The sequence below is a fragment of the Micromonospora sp. NPDC047738 genome (assembly GCF_040642675.1).
Taxonomy (GTDB): Bacteria; Actinomycetota; Actinomycetes; order Mycobacteriales; family Micromonosporaceae; genus Micromonospora.
On the sequence record NZ_JBEYSO010000030.1, the window covers coordinates 14,569 to 35,571 of the forward strand.

Sequence of the window (21,003 nt, forward strand, 5' to 3'; positions counted from 1 at the left end):
CCTTCAGGATCGGATGTCGTTGTTCGTGGACAGGTGCGGGTGAAGTGCGTCGTTGATCGCGTCGGCGACGGCGGCGACCGCGGGTCGGCGCAGCACCGAGTAGTGGTGGGCGTCGACGCCGACGACGCGCAGCGGACCGGTCAGGTGCCGGGTCCAGCCGAGGCCGGCTTCGCCGCGTGGGGTGTCGTCGACGCCCATGCCGATGCCGGAGTTGCGCGGCGCCGGCTGCGCCGCGCGTACCAGCAGGGTGGTGGTGCCGGCAGTGTCGAGACGGGAAGGCCCGTGGGCGGCCAGGGCCCGCAGGTGACGGTCGAGGACCGCCAGCCGGTCCCGGACCTGCTCGCCGCGGCCGAGCAGTCGGTGGGCGCGTAGCTGCTGTTCGGCGTGGCCGTATCGGTTGTCCTCGGTGGCGGCGGCCAGCCGGTCCCGCAGGCCGGGGCGGGTGCTGTCCAGGTCGATGCCGAGATAGGCCTCCAGCGCGCCGAGGTGGCGGACGACCAGGTCGGCCTGCACCTGCGGCGGCGTGCCGGAAATCGGGCGGATGTAGGTCGGGTCGTTGGAATCCACCATGACCAGCAGTGGCACCGGGATGCCGTCGGCGTGGGCCTGGCGGGCCATCTCCTGGGCGACGCTGCCGCCCATCGACCAGCCGCCGATCAGGTACGGCCCGGCCGGCTGCACCCGCCGCACCACGGCCAGGTACAGCGCGGCGAGGTCGGCGATGGTGTCCGGCGCTGCCGCGCCGACCAGGGCCGGGTCGGTCAGCGCCAGCACGTTCACCCGCTCGTCGAGCAGTCGGGCCAGCTCGGTGTAGCACAGGATGTCCCCGCCGGACGGGTGCATCAGGAACAGCGTGTGCGCGCCGGTGCCGGCGCGGATCGGCAGCGCGACGTCCGGCAGCTCGACCGGCGCCGGCCGGTACGCGGCTGGCTGAGGTGCCGGCGTGCGGGAGCCGGCGGCCGGCTGGTCGGTCCAGGCGTCCGCGTCGTCGGCCAGGCGGGTCAGCGCGGTGGTGTAGGCGTCGAACGCCGCCTGGACCTGGTCGGGGTCGAGGACCGGTTCGAGGGCGTCCCACTGCAGCCACAGCTCGCCGCCCTGTTCGAGGACCTGATGGTCGAGCAGGGTCTGCGGGGTCTGGCTGACCCCGTACACCTGCCGGCCGGCCCACTGCAGGTCGTGGTCCTCGCCGATCATGTCGGCCACACCGAGGGCGCTGGTGAACACCACCGGCACCGACGCGAGCTGTCCTCCGGCGGCGGAGCGTTCGGCCAGGGCGTCCAGCGCGGAGAACTCGCGGTGGTCCAGGTCGGCGAACAGCCGCTGCTGCGCTGCGGCGGCCCGCTCGTCGAACGGCGCCGGTGCGCGCCGGTCCACCTCGTGCACGATCAGGGAGGTGAAGTCACCGACGACCGCACCCGCGCCGGGCAGGTCGTCCGGCCGGTCGAACAGGGTGAGCATGAGGCTGAACCGGTCATTGCCGGACCACTCCTGCAGGGCATCGGCGTAGGCGGCCAGCAACACCGCGTTCGGCGTGAGCCGGTGCTGCGCGGCGTGCCGTTGCAGCGCCCGCCACCGGGTCGGGGACAGCCGCGCGGTCCGGCGCACGAACCGGGCGGCGGTGTGCTCGGCTACCGGCAGGGCCGGCGCCGGTGGAAGGCCGGGCAGCCGCTGCCGCCAGTACGCGGCGGCCTTTGTCGCGGCCGGGCCGGCGCGGCGGGCCTCGAGCGCCGCCACACAGGCGGCGGGGTGCACCACTGGTGCCGGCAGCGGGGCGTGCGGGTCGGTGTAGAAGGCGTGCAGCTCCCGGTCGATCAGCCACCAGCTCGACGCGTCGCAGATCAGCACGTCGACGCCGATGAACAGCCGGACCTGCCCGTCGGGCAGGCGGGCGGCCTGCACGGTGAACAGCGGCCACGTCTCCGGCGGGCCAGGCCGGGTGGAGATCCGCTCGCGCAGCGTGGCCAGCCGGCGCTGCCGGTACTCATCGTCGGCGCCGGTCAGGTCATGGACCCGGATGCGGTAGGCGGGCAGGTGGTCGAGGACGCGCATGCGGCCCTGGGTGGTGACGACGGCCCGCAGCATCGGGTGCCGGTCGATTACCTGCCGCCACGCCTGCTGGTAGCGGTCGAGGTCAAGGTTCGGGCAGTCGTACTCCAGGTAGAAGTGGCAGGGCCGGTCGCCCCACCGGTAGCCGCCGGCGCGGCCGACCCAGTAGGCATGCTGCACCCGGGTCAGCGGGAACGTGCCCTCCGCATCGACGCCCGATGGACCAGCCGGCGACGGCAGCGCTGCCGCTGCGGGTTCGGCTGCCGGGACACCGGCGGCCGGCTTCAGCAGCGCGGCCAGTCCAGCGACGGTCGGGTGGTCGAGCAGGTCACGCAGGCGCAGGTCGACACCGAACCGGTCGCGCAGCTCGGCGAGCATCCGCGTCGCCAGCAGGGAGTGGCCGCCGAGGGCGAAGAAGTCGGCCGTCGGGCTGTCGACCGGGCTGCCCGTCAACCGCGCCCACACGTCGGCGACCGCGCGTTCGACCGCCGTCAGCGCAGATTCCGCCGACGCGACCGATGCGACCGGCGCGGCCTGCGCGCCGGCCCGGGCCGCATCGGCCATCGCCGTGACCAGGTCGCGGTGGGACACCACCACCACTGGTGGTGCGGTGATCGCGCCGCGGAGCCGGTCGAGGGCGGCGAGGCCGCCAGCGGCGTCCAGCGTGCTCGTCAGCGTGACGGCGGCGTCTTCGCCGTGGGCGCTGGTGCGCCAGCCGTCCCACGCCACCGCCAGCCACCGGGTCCGTCCGGTGGCGGCGGTGTGGGCGAACGCTTCCATGGCGGCGTTGGCCGCCGCGTACGGGCCGGTGCCGACGCCGCCGAGCATGGTGGCCGCAGAGGACATCAGCAGCACCAGCCCGGGGCGCCGCTCGTCCGGCAGCGCGGCTACGGCGTCGCGCAGGACGCCTGCGCCGGTCAGCTTGGGCGCGAGGTGCCGGGTGATGTCGGCGGGTGCGGTGTCGCGCAGCATCACCCACCGGTCGTCGCCGGCTGCCGCGGCGGCGTGCACCAGCAGCGCCAGCGGCCCTCGGTCGGACAGCTCCGCGAGCAGGGCGGCGGTGGCGGCCGCGTCGGTGACGTCGAGCCGGCGCACCGTGACGTCGGCACCGCCGTCGCGCAGCGCGGTCAGCGCCCGGCCTCGGTCGCTGTCCGGCGGCGGTTCGCCGTGCCGGGAGGTGAGCACCACGCGGTGGCCGGCGCCGGCGAGGTGACCGGCGATGGTCAGGCCGACCTCGCCGAGCCCGCCGACGATCACCGCGGTCGCTGCGGCGGCTTCGGAGAAGTTCCCGGCTGTTGGGCGCCACGACACAACGGTGCGCCGCCAGCGTTGCTCGCCGCGGACAGCCACCTCGACGCCCGACCCGGTACCGTCGGCGAGACCCGCCACCTCGGCGACCACGTGGACCGCGACCATCTCGGTGCTGTCGTCGCCGCTGATGTCGATGGTGCGCCACCGCAGCCCGCGCCGCTCCTGGGCGATGACGCGTGGCAGCACGCGGGCCGCGGCGCCGCCGGGATCCGGCCGTTCAGCCGGCAGGACCGCGACGGCGTTGCGGGTGACCTGGACGAGCAGCGGGACCGGGGCTGCGGCGAGCTGGCCGGCCAGCGTGGCGGCCCGGTCCACGTCGGCCGCCGCGGAACCGATGCCGGCGCCCGCACCGGCATCGGCATCGGCGACATCCTCGGCGACCGGCGCGCCGGGTAGGACGATCAGTCCGGCCCACGCCGGCTCCTCCTGGGCCGCGAAGTCACTGTCGGCGTCGCAGGTGCGGGCCGCGCCACCGGCGGCGCGGACAGCGTCGACGACCGCCCGGGCGAGCCGCTGGTCGACGCCGGGCACGACGAGCCAGTTACCGGGCAGCCGCGGCGCGGCTGGCGCCGGGGGCTGTTGGTGCCAGACCGGCACGAGCAGCGGCTCGTCGGTGTCGGGCCGGCCGGCACCGGCGATGCTGCTGGTGTCCACCGGGTCGATCCACAGGCGTCGGCGTTGGAAGGCGTACCCGGGCGCGGTGACCCGGTGGCGGCCCGGCAGGTGCAGGGCGGCGAAGTCGACCGGGGTGCCGTGGCACCACAGGCCGCCGACCGCCTCCCGCAGGGTGACCGCGTCGGTGCCCGGCTCGTCGGCGGGCAGCGTCGCGAACGCGTCGCGCAGGGCGGCCAACCCGTGCCGTCGGGCGAGGGTCACCAGCGCGGCACCCGGCCCGGCCTGCACCAGCACGGCCGGTGCGTCGCCGACGGCGGCACGGAGCGCCTCGGAGAACCTGACCGGTTGGCGCAGCTGCCGCACCCAGTAGCCGGGGTCGGTCAGCTCGGCGTCGGCGAGGGCACCGGTGACGGTCGACGCGTACTCGATGCGTGGCCGGCGCGGGCGGACCGTGTCGGCCGCCGCACACAGCGCCGGCAGAGCCGGCTCGACCAGCCGGGAGTGCAGCCCGGCGGACACCCGCAGCCGGGTCACCGCGATGCCGTCGGCCTGCAGCGCCTCCTCCAGCGCCTGCAGTGGCGCCGCCGGGCCGGCAACGACGCACGCGTCCGGCGCGTTGACCACCGCCAGGTCGAGCGCCGGGTGCCCGGCGAGCAGCCCCGTCACCTCGTGGGCGGGCAGCGGCACCGCCAGCATCGCCCCGCCACCGGCCGACCGAGCCACATGCGTGCACCGCACAGCGACCAGGCGGGCGGCCTCAGGCAGGCTCAACACCCCCGCGGCGACGGCGGCAGCGTATTCGCCGACGCTGTGGCCCAGCACCACGTCCGGTCGCACACCCCAGCTGTCGAGCAGTCGGGCGGTGGCGACGGAGACGGCGAACAGCGCCGGCAACCCGAACGCGGCGTCGGCCAGCCGTGCCGGATCGGTGGCCGGGTGCAGCGCCGCGCGTACGTCGGCGTCGAGCTCGCCGGCGAGCAGGTCGGCGCAGGTGTCGATGGCGGCGGCGAAGACGGGTTCCTGCTCGTAGAGCTGCCCACCCATGCCGGCGAACGCGCTGCCGGCGCCGGGGAAGGCGAACACCAGCCGGGGTGGCCGCGTCGCGGCGGCCACCGGCGCCGGCATCCGTCGCCGGTGCCCGACGGCCGCCACGCCGGCCACCCGGTGCGGGCCGTGCGCGCGGCCCACCTGCAGCGTGTACGCGACGTCGGCCAGCCGTTCGTCGGCCGGCACCGCGGCCAGCGCGTCCCTCGCGGCGGCGGCCGCCTGCGGGGTGTGGCCGGATGCGACGAGCAGCTGCGGCCGCGCGTCCGGGGTGGACGGTGGCTGCTGGGGTGCCGGGCCGAGCACCAGATGGCAGTTGGTGCCGCCGATGCCGAAGGAGCTGACCCCGGCGTACGGCGCGGCCGACCACGGCCGGGTCTCGGTGACGACGTCGAACGGGGAGCCGTCCAGGCCGAGCAGGTCGTTGACCGGCTTGGCGTGCAGCGATTCCGGCACGATCCCGTGACGACGGGCCAGCACGGTCTTGATGAACGACGCGATGCCGGCGGCGGAGTTGGCGTGGCCGATGTTGCCCTTCACCGAGCCGAGCCCGCACCAGGCCGGCCCGTCGGCGCCGAAAACCCGCCGTAGCGCCTCCACCTCGACGGGGTCGCCGAGCCGGGTGGCGGTGCCGTGCGCCTCCACGTAACCGACCTGGCGTGGCTCGACACCGGCGACCGCGAGGGCCTCGGCCACGACGCGGGCCTGCCCGCGCACCGACGGGGCGGTGAAGCCGGCCTTGTCCGCGCCGTCGTTGTTGACCGCGCTGCCGTGCAGCACCGCGAGCACCGGGTCGCCGTCGGCGAGAGCGTCGGCCAGCCGCCGCAGCACCACCACACCGACGCCCTGGCTGTAGACGATGCCGGAGCCGCGGGCGGAGAACGGGCGGACCCGCCCGTCGGCGGAGAAGATCCCGTCCGGGACGTGCCGGTAGCCGCGGCCCTGCGGCACGATCAGCGACACCCCGCCGGCGAGCGCGGTGTCGCACTCCTCGGCCAGCAGCGACTGCGCGGCCAGGTGCACCGCGACCAGGGAGGTGGAGCAGGTGGTGTTGACCGCGATCGCCGGCCCGGTCAGGTTGAGCCGGTACGCGACCTGCAGCGGCAGGTAGTCGGTGTGGGTGCTGATCGCGGTCTGCAGGCTGCCGCCCGGGTCGGCGCCGCCGCCCGTGGGGTCCCATCGGCCGGCGAGGTTGCTGGTCAGGTACGCGCTGTGCGCCGCGCCGGCGAACACGGCGACCGCACCGGCGTCGCGGCCCCCGCCGTGCCCGGCCTGCTCCAGGGCCTGCCAGCAGCACTCCAGGAACAGCCGCTGCTGCGGGTCGAGCAGCGCGGCCTCGGCGTCGGTGAGCCCGAACGGCGCCGGGTCGAACAGCTCTTGCCCCTCGATCAGCCCACCGACCGGCACGTAACCCGGGTCGCGGCGCAGCCGCCGCGGCACACCGCGTTCGGCCAGCTCTTCGTCGGTGAACCGGGTCAGCCCTTCGCGGCCGTCGACGAGCAGCCGCCAGAAGGCGTCGACGTCGGCCGCGCCAGGAAACCGGCAGGACGCGGCGGTGACGGCGATCTGCCCGCCGGTCATCGGGCGGCCTCCGCCGCGACGGCCCGAGCCTGCCGCCGGCCTGCCGGCCGCGGCGCTACGACGGGCGGCTGCGGCGGTTCGCCGGCAGGGGAGTGGGTGCTGGCCTCCAGGGGACCGGTGGCGGCGACCAACGCGGGAAGGTCCTGGCTTCCGGCGGCGGTGGGTGCGCCGACGGACCGTCGGGCGGTGAGGTGACGTGCCAGGTCGCGCACCGTGGGATGGGTGAACAGGTCGACCACCGCCAGGTCGCCGTCGACCTCGGCGGCCAGCCTGCGGTGGGCGCGAACGAGGGTCAGCGAGGTGGCGCCGAGCCGGAAGAATGGGGTGGTGACGTCGACCGGCGTGCCCAGCAGGTCGCTGAGAACGGCGGCGATGCCTCGCTCCAGCTCCGGGTCCGGCAGATCGGCAATCCCGGGGGCGACCGCGGAGGCGGACGCCGCGAGCGACGGCTCCATCGCCGTGTCGTCGATGGCCGGCGGCGCCGAACGGGCGGTGACGGTGAGCTCGAGCAGCGCGTCGTCGGTCAGGCGGGGAGTCATCTCGTACCCGTCGGCGAGGGGCAGCGGGCCGACGGCCGCCAGGGCGGCCGCCGCCGCCAGGGCTGCGGCGGGGTCGAGGCGTCCCGGGTGCACGGTGACGCGCAGCTGTAGACCCAGGCGCACGGCATGCTGCAGCAACGCCGGCAACCGGTCGGCGGCAGGCTGCGGCGCACGTGGAGTCTCAGCGGCCCCGGCCGGGCCGGTCGCGACGGCAGCAGGCGGGGACGGAGCAGTCTCGTACGGGTTCGGCAGGGCGGCGTGGTCGACCTTGCCGTTCTCGGTCACCGGCAGCGCGGCCAGGCGGACGAACCGGCTCGGCAGCATGTAGTCCGGCAGGCTGGCCCGCAGCCGGGCCACCAGCTCCTCATCGCCGGGCGCGGTGTTCGGATCGGCGGCCGCGACGTAGACGACCAGGCGGGGACGGCCATCCGGGCCGGGCACGGAGCGGGCCACGCACTGCCGCACGCCGGGTGCCCGGTCGAGCACGGATTCGATCTCGCCCAGCTCGATGCGGTGACCGCGGATCTTGACCTGCCGGTCGACCCGGCCGAGGAACTCGATGGTGCCTTCGGGCCGCCACCGGCCGAGGTCGCCGGTGCGGTAGACGCGGCGGCGCAGCACCGGGTGGGTGGAGAAGCGGTGTGCGGTCTGTTCCGGGTCGCCGATGTAGCCGCGGGCCACTCCGTCACCGCCGATGTACAGCTCCCCGGCCTGCCCGACGGGGCATGGCCGGCCGCTGTCGTCGAGGATGTGGAACGACTGGCCGCGCAGTGCGCGCCCGTACGGGATGCTCGGCCAGGACGGGTCGACCTGCCCGATCGGGTAGCAGATCGACCAGATCGAGCCTTCGGTGGCGCCGCCGAGGCTGACCACCTGCGCCCCGGGGGCCAGGGCCCGCAGCCGGTCGGGCAGGGTGACCGGGATCCAGTCACCGGACAGCAGCACCAGCCGCAGCGCCGACAGCGCGGCCCTGGCCGCGTCCGGGTCGATCTCGGCGTACTCGACGAGCATCTCCAGCAGCGCCGGGGCGGTGTTCCACACGGTGACCCGGTGGCGCTGCATCAGGCCCAGCCAGTGGCCCGGGTCGCGTTGCCGGGCCGGATCCGGCAACACCATCGCCGCGCCGGCGCCGAGGATGGCGAACACGTCGTACACCGACAGGTCGAAGCTCATCGCCGACAGCGCCAGGACCCGGTCGCCGGCGGCCAGCGGGAACCGGTCGGCCAGGTCGTCCAGGGTGGTGCGGGCCTGCCGGTGCTCCACCGCGACGCCCTTGGGTCGCCCCGTCGAGCCGGAGGTGAAGATGGTGTACGCCAGATCGTCCGGTGCCGCCCGGCGGCGGTCGGACCCGTCGACCTGCGGCGCCGGCAGGGTGCCGTCCGGCTGCAGTTGGTGCACCCGCACCTCCCGCGGCCACGCCGGCGCCGGGTCGCCGACCACCAGGGCGTGCCGGATGCCGGCCTGGCTACATACCGAGGCGATGCGGGGCGCCGGCCAGGTCGGCTCCACCGGGACGTAGCCGGCGCCGCTGGCCGTGACACCGAGGATGGCGGCGACCTGGGCCGCTCCCTTGGGTGCCGCCACCGCCACCAGATCGCCGGGCCCGATACCCAGGCCGGTCAGCGCTGCGGCGCTGCGCCCGGCGCGCGCCGCAAGGTCGCCGTGCGTCACCGGGCCACCGTCGCCGATCAGCGCGACCGCGTCCGGCGCCAGCGCGGCGGCTGACCGCAGCGGGTCGTCGATCAGCGGTCCCGCGTCGCCGAACGGTGCACAGTCCATCGGCTCGTCCGGCAGGAACGACGGGTCCCACCCGAGCGCCGGGTCGGACCAGGCGGCCTCATCGTCGGCGAGACGCCTCAGGAGGCGCAGGTGCGCATCGCGCATCGCGGCGGCGAAGCCGTCGGGCAGGCAGCCGTCGACGGTGTCCCAGGCGATCCGCAGGCGGTCGGCCTCGTCCCACACGATGTGGTCGATGAGCACCTGCGGGGTCTGCGACACCCCGAATACCTCCCGCCCGAGCCAGGCGGTCGGTGCCTCGCCGTCGCCGCCCAGACCCACACCGCTGGTGAACACCACCGGGTAGGCCGGGGTGAGGTCGCCGTCGCGATGCTCGCGCAGCACCTCGACGGCGGAAACGGAGCGGTGGTCCAGGTCCGTCCAGAACCGGCGGTTCACCACGGCGGCGTACGAGCCGAACCCGTCCCATGCGGTGAGGTCGAGGGCCGGGGACTCGCTCAGCACCGTGGTGGTGAAGTCGCCCACGACCGCGTCGAGGTCGGCATCGTCGGGCCGGTCGAACAGCGTGGTGTTCAGGCAGAACGGCGCGGTGGTGCCCCAGCGGTGCAGTACCAGCGCGCATGCGGCCAGCAGCACTGCGGTCGCGGACAGGCCACGGGCCGCAGCGTGGCGCCGCAGGGCCGCCCACTGCTGGTCGGTCAGCTCGGCGGCGTACCGGGTGAAGCGCGGAACGCCGAGGTCGACGGCGGGCCTCGCCCATGGCAGGGCCGGCCCGGGCGGCAGGGCCGGCACCCGCTGCGACCAGTAGGCGTGATCCGTGGACCGCCGCGCCGTCTCAGCCGGATCGTGGTCGCGGCGGGCCAGCACCGCCGCGAACGTGGTGGACGCCTCCGGCAGGTCCGCGTCGGGATCAGCGGTGAGCTGCCCCCACTCGCGCATCAGCCGCATCCAGCTCGCCATGTCCAGCGCGATGATGTCCATCCCCAGGAACAGGCGAGTCCGCCCGTCCGGCAGCAGCGCCGCCCGCACATCGAACAGCGGCCACACCTCAACGGGCCGTAGCTGGTGAGAGCACTGGTGCCGCAGCCGGGCAAGCTCACCGGCGAGGTCATCGTCGTCGCAGGCGCGCAGGTCGACGACGGCGATGCGGTAGGGCGGCGCCGCGGGCAGGATGTGTTGCCGCGCGTCGGCGTCGACCACCATCCGCAGCATGGGATGACGGGCGATCAGCCGGTTCCACCCCGCTTCCAGCCGCAGCACGTCCAGTTCCGGATCGTCGGCGGGCTGCCGGTCGTACTCGAAGTAGAAGAAGGTCGCGACGCCGCCCAACGGAAAGGACGGATCTCGGCCCACCAGATAGGCGGCCTGGACCGCGGTGAGGGGGAACGCCTCGCGTCCGGGGTCGGCGGAGGCGTTTTCCTGCGCCGGCACGCTTGGGATCGTGTCGGTGGCCTGCAGGCGCGCCGACTCCACCGCGGCCGCGACCGTGCGCGGTGTCGCCCCGTCCAGGAAGACGGTCAGCGGCAGGTCGGCGTCGAGATCCTCGCGCAGCCGGCGCCGCAGCCGCACGGCCGTGAACGACTCCAGGCCCAGCTCGGTGAGCAGCACCTCGGGCTGCACCTGCAGCGGGTCGAGATCGAGCACCTCCGCCAGGCAGGCGCTCACGGCCTCCAGGCACTCGGCTGGCCGGTACGGCTGGGTCATACGTCTCCCTCTCCGGGCGGCTTCGGGCAAGCATTAGAACACGAAAACGAAAACTATTTCCAGTAGCGGCATCGGCGAGGCCACAAGGGGGCGATGAGAGTGCGCTGCCCAACCGGAATCGAAGAGGAGGTGAACGGCGAGTCCGTACTGCGCCAGGAGCAAGCCGGAGGAGATCTCAGCCGCCGAGCAGGTAGAGCGCCGGAGCCAGCACCGGCATGGCATCGCTGAACCAGTTGGACAGGGTCGCCGTCGACAGACCGTCACGTTGCCCACGGCCCCCGACCGGGTCCTGATGGACGGTCGGGGGCCGCGGGAATGGTTACGGTGTCAGCCGACCTGGATGGTGTAGCTGACGGTGGGGCTGGCGACCCCGGAGCCGCCCTGCGTGGTGGCCTTGAACGTCAGCGTGTAGGTGCCCAGTGCTGAGAACGCCCAGTTGCCGTGGGCGTGCGTGCCGGCGCTGATGCCCCCCGGCCAGGCGGAGATCGGGCAGCCGGTGGCGGTGTTGGAGTTGAGCCGGTAGCTGGGGGTGCCGAAGGCGTTGGTGGTGTAGAGGGTGAATCGGCCGCCGGCGGGGACCGAGGATACGCTGACCAGTTCCATCTTGATCGGTCCCTGGTCCGCGGGCACGTCCTCGGTGTTCCAGCCGGCCCACAGCAGGTTGGTGTTCTCGGCTTGCGGGGCGACGTAGACGGTGGAGCCGGCCGTTCCGAGGCAGTTCCAGGCGGATCCGCTCGGCACCGTGATGGCGGAGCTCGACGGCAGCCGCAGGGTCGTGGCCGCCGGGGAGAGGTCGTCGTTGGCGGGGCTGTACGTCCTGATGTCGAGGGTGAGCGAACCGTTGGCGTAGTCGAGGTCAAGGACGTCGATGTGCCCGGTCTCGATGGTGGCGGCGGACGCCGGTGCGGCGGCCAGGCCGAGGACAGTGGCGGTGACGGCGGCGGTGACCGCCAGCAGCCGCTTGGCAAGCCTCATGATCTGTTTCTCCGTTCTACCGGCTGAAAGCTGGGTTGGTGGTGCGGGTCAGCACTGGACCTGGAAGGTGAGCCACGCCGCTGCTGAGGTCACCCGCTTGCCGGTGGCGGCCAGGATTCCGGTCGCTTCGACCTTGATGCGGTAGGTGCCGGCCTTCTCGAACGCCCAGTTGGCGTGCAGGTGACTGCCGACTGGCCTGGTGATCGCGTCGGGCAGGCCGTCCTCGCTGTCGACCAGCACGTTCGGCGCGCCCACCGGGTCGGTGGTGAACAGGCTGAACCCGTCCGGACCGATGACTCTGGTGACCCTGATCTGGATGCTGTCGCTAGCGAAGACGCCCGACTGCAGTTCTTCCGTGGCGAGGCCGGGCCACAGCAGGTTCTCGTCTTGGACCTCGGGGAGGACGTGGACGGTGGCGCCGGGAGCGCCGAGGAACGCGTACCTCGGGTCGTCCGGCACGGTCATGGCCGCCCCAGGCTTGACGACGAACACCACGTCGGCCGGGTCGCGCTCCACGTCCGGGTCGACGGTCTCGTCGTGGACCGAGATCTCGAGCGCGCCGTTCTCGAAGGCGACGTCAACCGCGTCGACGTGCCCCTGGGACAGAACCACGGTACTGGCCTGGGCGGGTGCGGCCCAGGCCAGTACGCCGGCGGTCATCGCCGCCGTGACGGCGGTCAGTGCCGACATCCTGGCTCGCATGCAACTCCTCCTCACGCCCGCGACACCACGTCGCAGGCAGTTGGAAACGATAATCGTTTCCATGAAGCTGTCAAGCGTGTCGTCCCGCCCGCGACACAGGACAGAGGTGACGAGCTGACCCGTCACGTAGGCGTATGTGGAACGCCTGGGCCGCATGCCGGTCCAGCTGTCTCGACATGGCGATGAGGCCGTGCTAGCTTCCCCCGCGTATCTGACATCGGTTTTCATTTTATGTTTTGGAGGGAGGGAAATGAGGGCGAGAAGACTGAAGCGCCTCGCCGCCGCCGCCGCCGGCACGGTCATCGCAACCGTCGGCGGCCTGGTGGTGGCCGTCTCCGGCCCCGCTTCGGCTCAGGAAAATGTGGTGCTGTCCGCGGGCCACGTCGATGCGGTCGACGTGCACTATGCGGACGGTCGGTTGGTGTTGAAGGTGCACGACGACACCGTGCAGCCGTCGGTCAGCCGGGACCCCGGGGACGTGGCGTTCCAGGTGTTGCCGCAGGCTGCGGTCGAGGTGCCGGATCTGCCGGAGTACGCGTTTCTCGGGCCGGCTGGCTCGACGGTGTGGCTGCTGCCGATGACGCAGGATCCGAACCTGTTATGGCCAGGGTGGAACACCACCCGGCTGCCGACCGGGGTGTTCCGGGGTGAGAAGGTCAGCCTGAGCCTGGTGGACGTCTCCGGACCGGGCCGCGTCTCGGTGTTCATGACCGACCCGGTCGGGCAGCCGCTGATCAAGTTCCGCAGCGACGATGGTCTGCCGGATGCGATCGACGTGCCGGTCGGCACGCACGCCCACGCCAACTGGGTGTTCGGGGCACTGGGAAGCTACACGTTGACGTTCCGCGCCGACGCCACGCTCACCGACGGGCGGCAGGTGTCCACCGGTCCGGTGGCGTACCGGTTCGTGGTGGGCGACCTGCCGGATCCCGACCCGCAGGTGCAGCTGTCGATCCAGGGCCTGCAGCCGGCGTACGCTCCCGGCGCGACCGTGACGCTGACCGCGGTCCAGACCCCCACCAGCGACCTGAACCGGTACCGCTGGTTCAGCAAGTGCCCAGGCACGGAGGAGTTCACCGCGGTGCCGGGCGAGACCTCGGCGGCGTACTCGTTCACCGCCACAAACCAGCTGGACGACTGCCAGTACCTGGTCCGGCTGTACCGCGACGGTGAGGTGGTGGTCGCGGAGAGCGGTCCGGCGACCCTGAACGTCGACGATGCCGCCTCGCCGGCACCGTCGCAGACGATCACGGTCACCATCGACGGGACACAGGGGGCGTTGGTCGTCAGCGTGGACCCCAACGACCGGACAGTGACGCTGCCGGCGGCCGTGCTGTCCACGGCTGGCGACCGGTGGCAGAGCAGCGGTGAGCTGCGCCCTGTCACGGTGACCGACACCCGACCGGGCGCGCCCGGCTGGAATGTCGCCGGCCGGTTGAGTGACTTCACCTCCGGGGCCACCCGGGTGGGCGGTAAGTACCTCGGCTGGGCACCCACCGTGCTGGCACAGGCAAACGGTCAGGGTGTGGCGGCGGGCCAGGAGGTCAAGCCCGGCTTCGCCTCCGGCAACGGTCTGGCCGCCAGCAGCGTGCTCGGCTCCGCACCGGTCGGTGCCGGACGGGGCACAGCCCGACTCGGTGCCGGGCTCAACCTGGAACTGCCCACCGATACCGGCGCGGGCCAGTACACCGCGACGTTGACCCTGACCGCCATCTAGATCCATTACGCCGTCTCGGCGGCTTCGGCGAAGTCCGGGGCCGCCGAGACGGCGAAACTAACGTGGGTTCCGGAAGCGAAGGCAACAACCGTACGAGGAGACCTGAGGTGAACCTCACCTCCAGCGAGGCGAGACGGATGAAGGCAGCCATGGCGGAGATGTTCGACCGCGGCGCCGCAACCTACGACCGGGTCGGCGTCGAGTTCTTCGGTCCGATGGGACGTGAGCTGGTACGCCGAGCCGACCTGCGCCCCGGGCAGCGCGTCGTCGACGTGGGCTGCGGGCGCGGCGCCGTCCTGCTCCCAGCGGCGGCGGCCGTGGGGCCGACAGGCAGGGCGATCGGCATCGACCTGGCTCCGCGGATGGTCGAGCTCACCCGAGCCGAGGCCAGGGCTGCCGGCCTCACGCAGGTGCAGGTGGAGGTTGCCGACGCCGAGGCCCCACCGCTGCCCGAGACCGCCTGGGACGCGGTGCTCGCGGGCCTTGTGCTGTTCCTGCTCCCCGCGCCCCTTGAGGCGTTGCGCGCGTATCGGCGTCTGCTCCGCCCAGGCGGGCGGGTCGGATTCACCACGTTCGCCGCCCACGACCTCCGGTTCACCGACGCACTGCGCGTTCTGGCGCAGCACCTGCCCGACGGAGAACGTCAGTCGCCGACGGCGGCCCAGGAGGGCCTCTTCGCCACGCCGGAGTCAACCGCCGCGCTGCTGGAAACCGCGGGCTACCGACGGGTCACGGTTGAGGAGGCGACCTTCCGCAGCCAGTTCCGCGACGTCGAGCACTGGATGACGTGGGCCTGGTCGCATGGGGCTCGTGCCCTGCTGGAACGGATTCCGACCGAGCGGCTTCCCGCCGCGCTCGCCGACGCCAGCCGGGTCCTGACCCGCGTCGGCGGAGACCTGGTGCTGACCACGACCGTCCGGTTCGCCTTCGGCGTACGCGCCGCCCAGTGACTCGCTGCGGACTTCGCTCCCGCGAACCCGAACCCCCCGATCCATGCACGTAGCGGGCAGTTCCACCACGAACACCTGCTCTGCAGCGTCGGGTGGCGGGATCGGCAGCCCCGGCTCGGCGTCGGCCGGCACCTGGAGCTCTGCCGACCGACACCGTGCCCGGACGTACGACGCGGATCAGCGCATCGGCGAGACATGTCCGGCCGCGATGGCCGAGCCGGCGGCGGGTTCTGCCTCGCCGGAAGGCCGCTGGATTCGCGTGCGGCGTTTGGTGAGCAGGCCGTGGCGTGGGGCGAGCAGCCAGGCGGTGAGGAAGATGGTGGTGGCGACCAGGACGATGGTGCCGCCGACCGGTGTGTCGTAGCTCCACGACAGGTACAGCCCGACGAGCGCAGACGTGCCGCCGATCGTCGGGGCGAGCAGCATCATCACGCCGAGCCGGTCGGTGAGCAGCCGGGCGGCCGCGGCGGGAGTGATCAGCAGGGCCAGGACGAGGATGTTGCCGATGGTCTGCAGGGAGATCACCACGGCCAGGGTCACCAGGACGTAGAGCACGATGTCGAGCCAGAACACCGGCAGGCCCATCGAGCGGGCCATCTCCCGGTCCAGGCAGACCGCGACGAATTCCTTGTGTAGCGCGAGCACCAGGCCGAGGATGATCAGGCCGGTGATTCCCACCAGGTAGAGGTCGCGGTCCGGGATGCCGGTGATCGAGCCGAACAGGAACTGTTGCAGCGAGCCGGAGTATCCGGGCGCTTGCGAGATGATCACGATGCCGAGGGCGAACGTGGCGACCAGGAAGACGCCGATCAGGGAGTCTTCCTTGACCCGTCGGTTCTGGGAGAAGATCGCGATCAGCAGGGCGGTGGCGACGCCGGCGACGGCGCCGCCGAGTACCAGGCTGCCCTGTAGGACGAAGGCGATGGCGAGGCCGGGGAAGACGGCGTGTGCGACGGCGTCGCCGATGAAGGCCATCCCGCGCAGGACGACGTAGCAGCCGACCACGCCGCAGACGATGCTGGACATGACCGCGATCGCCAGTGCCTTGGGCAGGAATGCGAGGTCGGGGTTGAGCAGGTCGGTGAGGAAGTCGGTTATGGGCACTAGCTGGCCTTTACGAGTTTGAGGAGCGGTGAGGTCTCGCTGACCCCGAAGGTGCGCATCCACACCTCGACGTCCTGGAGTTGGTCGGGCCGTCCGTCGGCGATGACCTGGCCGTTGAGCAGGACCAGCCGGGTGCAGGATTCCATCGCCGCGACCAGGTCGTGGGTGGTCATCAGCACCGCATGGCCCTCGCGGGCGAGGTTGGCGAACAGGTCGCCCAGCAGTTCCTGGGTGGGCATGTCCAGTCCGGTGAACGGTTCGTCGAGTAGCAGGATGCTCGGCGCGAGCGCGAGGGCGCGCGCGACCAGGACACGTTGGCGTTGCCCGCCGGAGAGTTCGGCGACGGGCCGGCCGCGCAGCGCGGACAGCTGGACGCGGTCGAGTGCGTCGCCGACCGCCCGCCAGTCGGCCACGCCGGGGCGGCGGAGCAGGCCGATCCGACCCGTTCGGCCGCTGAGCACGGTCTGTTCGACGGAGATAGGGAAGTCCCAGGTGAACTCATGGCGCTGGGGGACGTACCCGATCGCCGAGCGTCCGGGCCGGGACGGTTTGCCCTCTACCAGCACCCGGCCGCCCCTGGTGCGGATCAGCGCCAGGATGGCGCGCAGCAGGGTGGTCTTTCCGGCGCCGTTGGGGCCGAGCAGCCCGACCAGTTCCCCGCGGTCGAGGTGCAGCCGCACGTCGCGCAGTACCGGCCGTCCGCCGAGGTCCACGTTCAGGTGTTCGATGTCCAGTGCTCTCACGGCTGAGCCCCCGACGGTGACGTGCTGCGCTCCCGTTCGGCTCGGCGCTTCGCGCCGCGCCCGCGTAGCAGGACCAGGAGCAGGCCGGCGGTGAGCAGGAGCGCGGCACCCGCCAGCACGACGACCAGCGGCAACGGCGAGGTGTCGTCTGGTGCGCCAGCGGCGTCGCGGGACGCCCCGGCCGCCGCCTCGCCAACCGGCATGCGGCTGCGGTCCACAACAGCCGCGAAGGCTTCGTCGGTGCTGGTCGCGTCGCCGATCGCGAAGCGCAGTGTCCGGGTGGCGGAGACCTTTTCGCCGCTGATCAGGTCGGCCGACACCTGCACGGTGACCAGGTAGACGCCGGGAGTGGAGAAGACCCAGTTGGCGTGGGTGTGGGTGTTGACCTCGACCCAGAATGGCTGGGCGGCCGGCTCGGCGGAGCGCCACAAGACCTGCGGCGCGGCGAAGTTGCCCGCTTGGAGGAACGTGGTCAGCGTGCCCGGCCCGCGTACGCCGAGCAGGTTCAGCGTGGCTCCGCGGTCGATGGTTTGCATCACCTGGGGGTCCTGGGTGTTCCAGCCGATCCAGACCACGTCCTGGTTCTGCACCTGCGGCACCACGTGGACTCGCTTGCCCGCGTCGATGCCGAGGAAGGCGTACGCGGGGTCGTCGGGAACGGCCTGCAGCGCGGCGTCGGAGACGCGTAGCACGGTCTCGTCGGGGCTGCGCCACACCGGCTGCGGCTGTGTGCCGTCGTGGATGAGCAGGGTCCACTGGCCGTCGACGTAGCGGGGTCCGATGTCCACGTGCCCGGCGTCGAGCACGACCCGGCCGGTGGCGATGGGCTGGTCCGCGGCGATCGACTGACCCGGGCTCGGCGCCGGCTGCCCGGCCACGGCAGGCGTCTGCGTCGCCACCACCGCGACCAGGGTTGCGACCGCCCATCGGCTGATCGCCGTCGCCGTCCGCACCGCGCGCGAACGCGCCCGTCGTGCCGTCACTTGTGCCTCCCTCGATCCGGCCCGGTCAGGCAATCGCGCAGCGACTGGGCGTTGAACCGCATCATGTCCACGTAGTTGGTGACGTTTCCGTCGAAGGTGTCGCCGTAGATCGAGCAGACCCGCAGCCGCTCTTCCCGGGCCACCTCGCTCAGGGTGGTGGAGCGGGCCGCCAGGTTCGGTTCCAGGAACACGGCGGGGATGTCGAGGTTGCGGATCGTCTCGGTGAGCCGGCGCCGATCGGCGAGGCTGGGCTCGGTGGCCGGGTTCGGGGTGACGAAGCCGGAGATCTGGATTCCGTAGGCCTGGCCCAGGTAGCCGAACGCGTCGTGCGTGGTGACCAGGTGCCGCCGGGACGGGGGTATCTGGGCGATCGTGTCCCGGACGTAGCCGTCCAGCCGCTCGAGTTCGGCGATGTAGGCCGCGGCGTTGGCGCGGTACGTCGCCGCGGCCGGCGGGTCCACCCCGACCAGGGTGTCGCGGATCAGCTCGACGTAGGAGATCGCGTTGCGCACGTTCTGCCACAGGTGCGGGTCGATCTCCCCGTGCACGTGCTTGCCGAGCACCGCCTGCGGTAACTGGTAGACCCGCGTGCCGGGCCGGCCGAGGAACCGGAACCTGCGGTCACCGGGCACCTCCAGCAGCGCCTTGTTCGGCACCTCGATCACCGTGCTGGCCGGGTCGTACACCCGCTGGTTGGCCTCGCCGTTGCCCTCCGGATCGGCGAACAGGTACAGCCGCCCTTCGTCGATGTCCGCGGTGAGGTCGGCGTGTCCGGAGTTCAGCACCGCCGCGTCCGACATGCCCGGCACCGAGTGCGGATCCACCCCGACGGCGAAGGTGAACGCCTGCTCTCCGAGCGGGACGGGCGCCGCCTGCGGGGTGACCGCGAGCTGTGCCCGCATGGTCAGTCGGTAGATTCCGGGCTTGGTGAACGCCCAGCTCATGTGGGTGTGCGCGTCCGGTGGCAGGCGGGCGGTGTCATCCCGGTAGCCGTTTGCGGGATCGAACCCGTCGGCGGAGTCGACGTAGAACGACGGGTTGCCGAATGACTCGGTCAGGTAGGCGACCAGGTCACCCGGCCCGTGCGCTGCGGTGGCGGTGAGAAGCACGTCGGAGGAGCGGTTCGCGCCCAGCGCCGTGCCGGTGCCGCGCACGCGCATGCCCAGCCAGATGGTGTCCAACGAGGCGTCCTCGACCAGCGGGATGATCTCCGCCGCGTACTTCACCGCTCCCTCGGCCAGCGAGATGTTCGGTACGCCGTCGCGCAGGTTCGCGTCCAGCGTCTTGATGACGGCCTGCTCCTCCAGCAGCAGGTAGTTGCTGAACGCGACGTCGGCGTACACGACGTTGCGGACGTCGCGCAGGGACGGCTCGTAGCTGTGCGGATCGGCGCGGTCCGGCACCAGTGAGCTGACCCGTACCCGGTCGCCGCCGACGCGGCTCGCCAGGTCCCGCAGGATCCCGGTGGTCGTGATGACCTGGACCCGCTGGTCGTGCGCGCTCAACGCCACTTCGGCGCGGCAACCGGCCAGCACCCCGATGAGCAGGGGCAACACCAGAAGTCGCGGCCACGCGCCGGCCCGGCGCGGGCAGGCGCGGCAAGCCCCGGAACCGACAACGGACACCTGCATCCTCCTCTCCTCGGCGCTTAGGGGATGGGTCCGGCGGGTGCCGCCGCCGGGTCGCGGCGACGACGACCGGCGATCCGCAGCAGCGCTCCGACCAGCACGAGCAGGAGCCCACCGGCGGAGACCGGAATGACCCACGACTCTCCGGTACGGGGCAATCGGCCGGTGCCGCCGGAATCGCCGATGCCGGGCTTGCCGTCACCGCCGGTGCCGGATCCGCTGCCGAACCCGGAGTTCGGGTTGGTGCTGTCGCCCACCGCGATCGTCAGCGTCTTACTGTCGGTGACCGTCTTTCCGGCGGTGGTGGTGGCGCTCATCTGTACCGCAAGCCGATAGAGGCCGGGCTTGCTGAAGGCCCAATTGCCGTGGGCGTGCGTGTTCGGTGGGATGGGCAGCCGCTGCGGCAGGCCTTTGGTCGAGTCGAACAGGACGTTGGCGTTGCCAAACGATCCGGTCAGGAAGAGTGTGAAGCGTCCTGGACCGTCGACGCCGGCGAGAGTCCAGGTCACGTTGCCCCGGGTGCCGGTGATGACCGACTCGTGCTGGGTGTTCCAGCCGGGCCAGACGATTCCGGCCTGCTGGGCCTGCGGCAGCAACCAGATCGCCTCTCCTGCCTTGCCGAGGAAGTCCGCCCCGGCCGGCACCGTTGTCTTGGCTTTGTCCTTGACGTGCAGGACCACGTCGGCGAGTTCGCGCCACACCGGTGGGCTGGCCGTGTCGTCCCGGACCCGAATCGTCCAAGCGTCGCCGGACAGTTGCGGCCCCATGTCGACGTGCCCATCAGCGATCACCCGGCGGGCGCCGGTGGCTGCCGACCTGGCAGCGGCCGCGTTCGCGGCCGCAGGCAGCGGGGGCGAGGATGTGGCCGTGGGCGTGGCCGCTGCGGCGTTCGGGACCGCCATGGCACGCGCCGGCGGGGCCGGGGGAGTCTTGACCGCAGCGGCCGGGGCGGGTGCCGGCGCGGCAGGACCCGGCTGGATGGGCGGGACACTGATCCGGTACGTCGCCTCGGTGGTAACGGATCGGCCAGTGGACAGCGTCGCCGACGCGGCGAAGGTCAGCCGGTAGTCGCCGGCCGAGTCGAACGCCCACACCACCGGAGTGCGGGTCGCGGCCGGCAACGCGATGTCCCGTGCGGCCCGGCCGAGCAGATGGCGGGGCGCGCCAAGGCCGGACAGGGTGTAGGCGGTGAAGTTCCCGGGACCTTCAGCCGCTGTCAGTGACAGCGTCACCACGTCCCCCCGGACGAGGCCACGCCGCACCCCGCTGGTGTCGAGCATGGGTAAACCGGTGTCTCCGGGGGTGAGCGACCAGATCGACGTGCCGGGGCTACCGAGGAACGAGAAAGCCTTGTTCTGCGGTACCCGTACGGCCACCCCGCCGTCCGGTCCCAGCGTCACGTCGGCCGGGTCGTGCCCGACTGCCTGCCGGGCCACCTGCGTGGCGTTCCGGATGCGTAGCGACAGCGCGCCGTCGACAACCGACAGGGACACCAGATCCGCCCCGGCGGCGTCGACCGACACCGCGGCGGCCCCCGCCGGTACAGCGCCGGCCGGCAATACCAGAGCGGCCAGGGCGAATCCCGCGACCGCAGCACGCAGAGGTGCTGTTCTCATCATTCTCC

The 21,003-nt window shown here is 72.7% G+C and carries 11 protein-coding genes; 2 read left to right on the plus strand and 9 right to left on the minus strand.

Annotated elements, in window-relative coordinates:
• Window positions 1-3 precede the first annotated feature (3 nt).
• The 4 genes from ABZ783_RS30915 to ABZ783_RS30930 form a co-directional block, all read right to left on the minus strand.
• On the minus strand, window positions 4-6,597 hold the full coding sequence (locus tag ABZ783_RS30915) for an SDR family NAD(P)-dependent oxidoreductase (RefSeq protein ID WP_357444379.1): 6,594 nt from the start codon (window positions 6,595-6,597) through the stop codon (window positions 4-6).
• The gene (locus ABZ783_RS30920; protein ID WP_357444382.1) at window positions 6,594-10,577 is read right to left on the minus strand and encodes an amino acid adenylation domain-containing protein; all 3,984 of its coding nucleotides are present in this window, start codon (window positions 10,575-10,577) and stop codon (window positions 6,594-6,596) included. The genes ABZ783_RS30915 and ABZ783_RS30920 overlap by 4 nt, the downstream gene beginning before the upstream one ends.
• Window positions 10,578-10,904: 327 nt before the next feature.
• The gene (locus tag ABZ783_RS30925) at window positions 10,905-11,552 is read right to left on the minus strand and encodes a choice-of-anchor M domain-containing protein (RefSeq protein WP_357444385.1); all 648 of its coding nucleotides are present in this window, start codon (window positions 11,550-11,552) and stop codon (window positions 10,905-10,907) included.
• 48 nt (window positions 11,553-11,600) lie between these two features.
• A complete protein-coding gene (locus ABZ783_RS30930; protein ID WP_357444388.1) occupies window positions 11,601-12,254 on the minus strand; it encodes a choice-of-anchor M domain-containing protein in 654 nt (217 codons plus the stop codon).
• A 250-nt stretch (window positions 12,255-12,504) separates the two neighbouring features.
• Between ABZ783_RS30930 and ABZ783_RS30935 the strand changes: the two genes are divergently transcribed.
• Both ABZ783_RS30935 and ABZ783_RS30940 read left to right on the plus strand, forming a co-directional pair.
• Complete coding sequence (locus tag ABZ783_RS30935; RefSeq protein WP_357444391.1) at window positions 12,505-13,971, plus strand: choice-of-anchor M domain-containing protein; 1,467 nt, start codon at window positions 12,505-12,507, stop codon at window positions 13,969-13,971.
• A gap of 107 nt (window positions 13,972-14,078) precedes the next feature.
• Window positions 14,079-14,921, plus strand: coding sequence for a methyltransferase domain-containing protein (locus tag ABZ783_RS30940; RefSeq protein ID WP_357444394.1), 843 nt, complete (start codon window positions 14,079-14,081; stop codon window positions 14,919-14,921).
• 177 nt (window positions 14,922-15,098) lie between these two features.
• On the opposite strand, the gene ABZ783_RS30945 is transcribed toward ABZ783_RS30940, so the two are convergent.
• From ABZ783_RS30945 to ABZ783_RS30965, 5 genes are all read right to left on the minus strand, one after another.
• A complete protein-coding gene (locus ABZ783_RS30945) occupies window positions 15,099-16,025 on the minus strand; it encodes an anchored repeat-type ABC transporter permease subunit (protein ID WP_357444397.1) in 927 nt (308 codons plus the stop codon).
• Entirely contained in the window at window positions 16,025-16,768 is a 744-nt protein-coding gene (locus ABZ783_RS30950; protein ID WP_357444400.1) for an anchored repeat-type ABC transporter ATP-binding subunit, read from the minus strand. The genes ABZ783_RS30945 and ABZ783_RS30950 overlap by 1 nt, the downstream gene beginning before the upstream one ends.
• Window positions 16,765-17,670 (minus strand): choice-of-anchor M domain-containing protein, encoded by a 906-nt coding sequence (locus ABZ783_RS30955; RefSeq protein WP_357444517.1) that lies wholly within the window; start codon window positions 17,668-17,670, stop codon window positions 16,765-16,767. The genes ABZ783_RS30950 and ABZ783_RS30955 overlap by 4 nt, the downstream gene beginning before the upstream one ends.
• A 77-nt stretch (window positions 17,671-17,747) precedes the next feature.
• Window positions 17,748-19,382, minus strand: coding sequence for an anchored repeat ABC transporter, substrate-binding protein (locus ABZ783_RS30960; RefSeq protein ID WP_357444403.1), 1,635 nt, complete (start codon window positions 19,380-19,382; stop codon window positions 17,748-17,750).
• A gap of 17 nt (window positions 19,383-19,399) precedes the next feature.
• Window positions 19,400-20,995, minus strand: coding sequence for a TIGR03773 family transporter-associated surface protein (locus tag ABZ783_RS30965; protein WP_357444406.1), 1,596 nt, complete (start codon window positions 20,993-20,995; stop codon window positions 19,400-19,402).
• Window positions 20,996-21,003: the final 8 nt, after the last annotated feature.

Bases quoted from the DNA above. Each gene is read 5' to 3' on its own strand.
- ABZ783_RS30915 (WP_357444379.1), bottom strand. From the start codon at position 6,597: ATGACCGGCGGGCAGATCGCCGTCACCGCCGCGTCCTGCCGGTTTCCT.
- ABZ783_RS30920 (WP_357444382.1), bottom strand. From the start codon at position 10,577: ATGACCCAGCCGTACCGGCCAGCCGAGTGCCTGGAGGCCGTGAGCGCC.
- ABZ783_RS30925 (WP_357444385.1), bottom strand. From the start codon at position 11,552: ATGAGGCTTGCCAAGCGGCTGCTGGCGGTCACCGCCGCCGTCACCGCC.
- ABZ783_RS30930 (WP_357444388.1), bottom strand. From the start codon at position 12,254: ATGCGAGCCAGGATGTCGGCACTGACCGCCGTCACGGCGGCGATGACC.
- ABZ783_RS30935 (WP_357444391.1), top strand. From the start codon at position 12,505: ATGAGGGCGAGAAGACTGAAGCGCCTCGCCGCCGCCGCCGCCGGCACG.
- ABZ783_RS30960 (WP_357444403.1), bottom strand. From the start codon at position 19,382: ATGCAGGTGTCCGTTGTCGGTTCCGGGGCTTGCCGCGCCTGCCCGCGC.
- ABZ783_RS30965 (WP_357444406.1), bottom strand. From the start codon at position 20,995: ATGAGAACAGCACCTCTGCGTGCTGCGGTCGCGGGATTCGCCCTGGCC.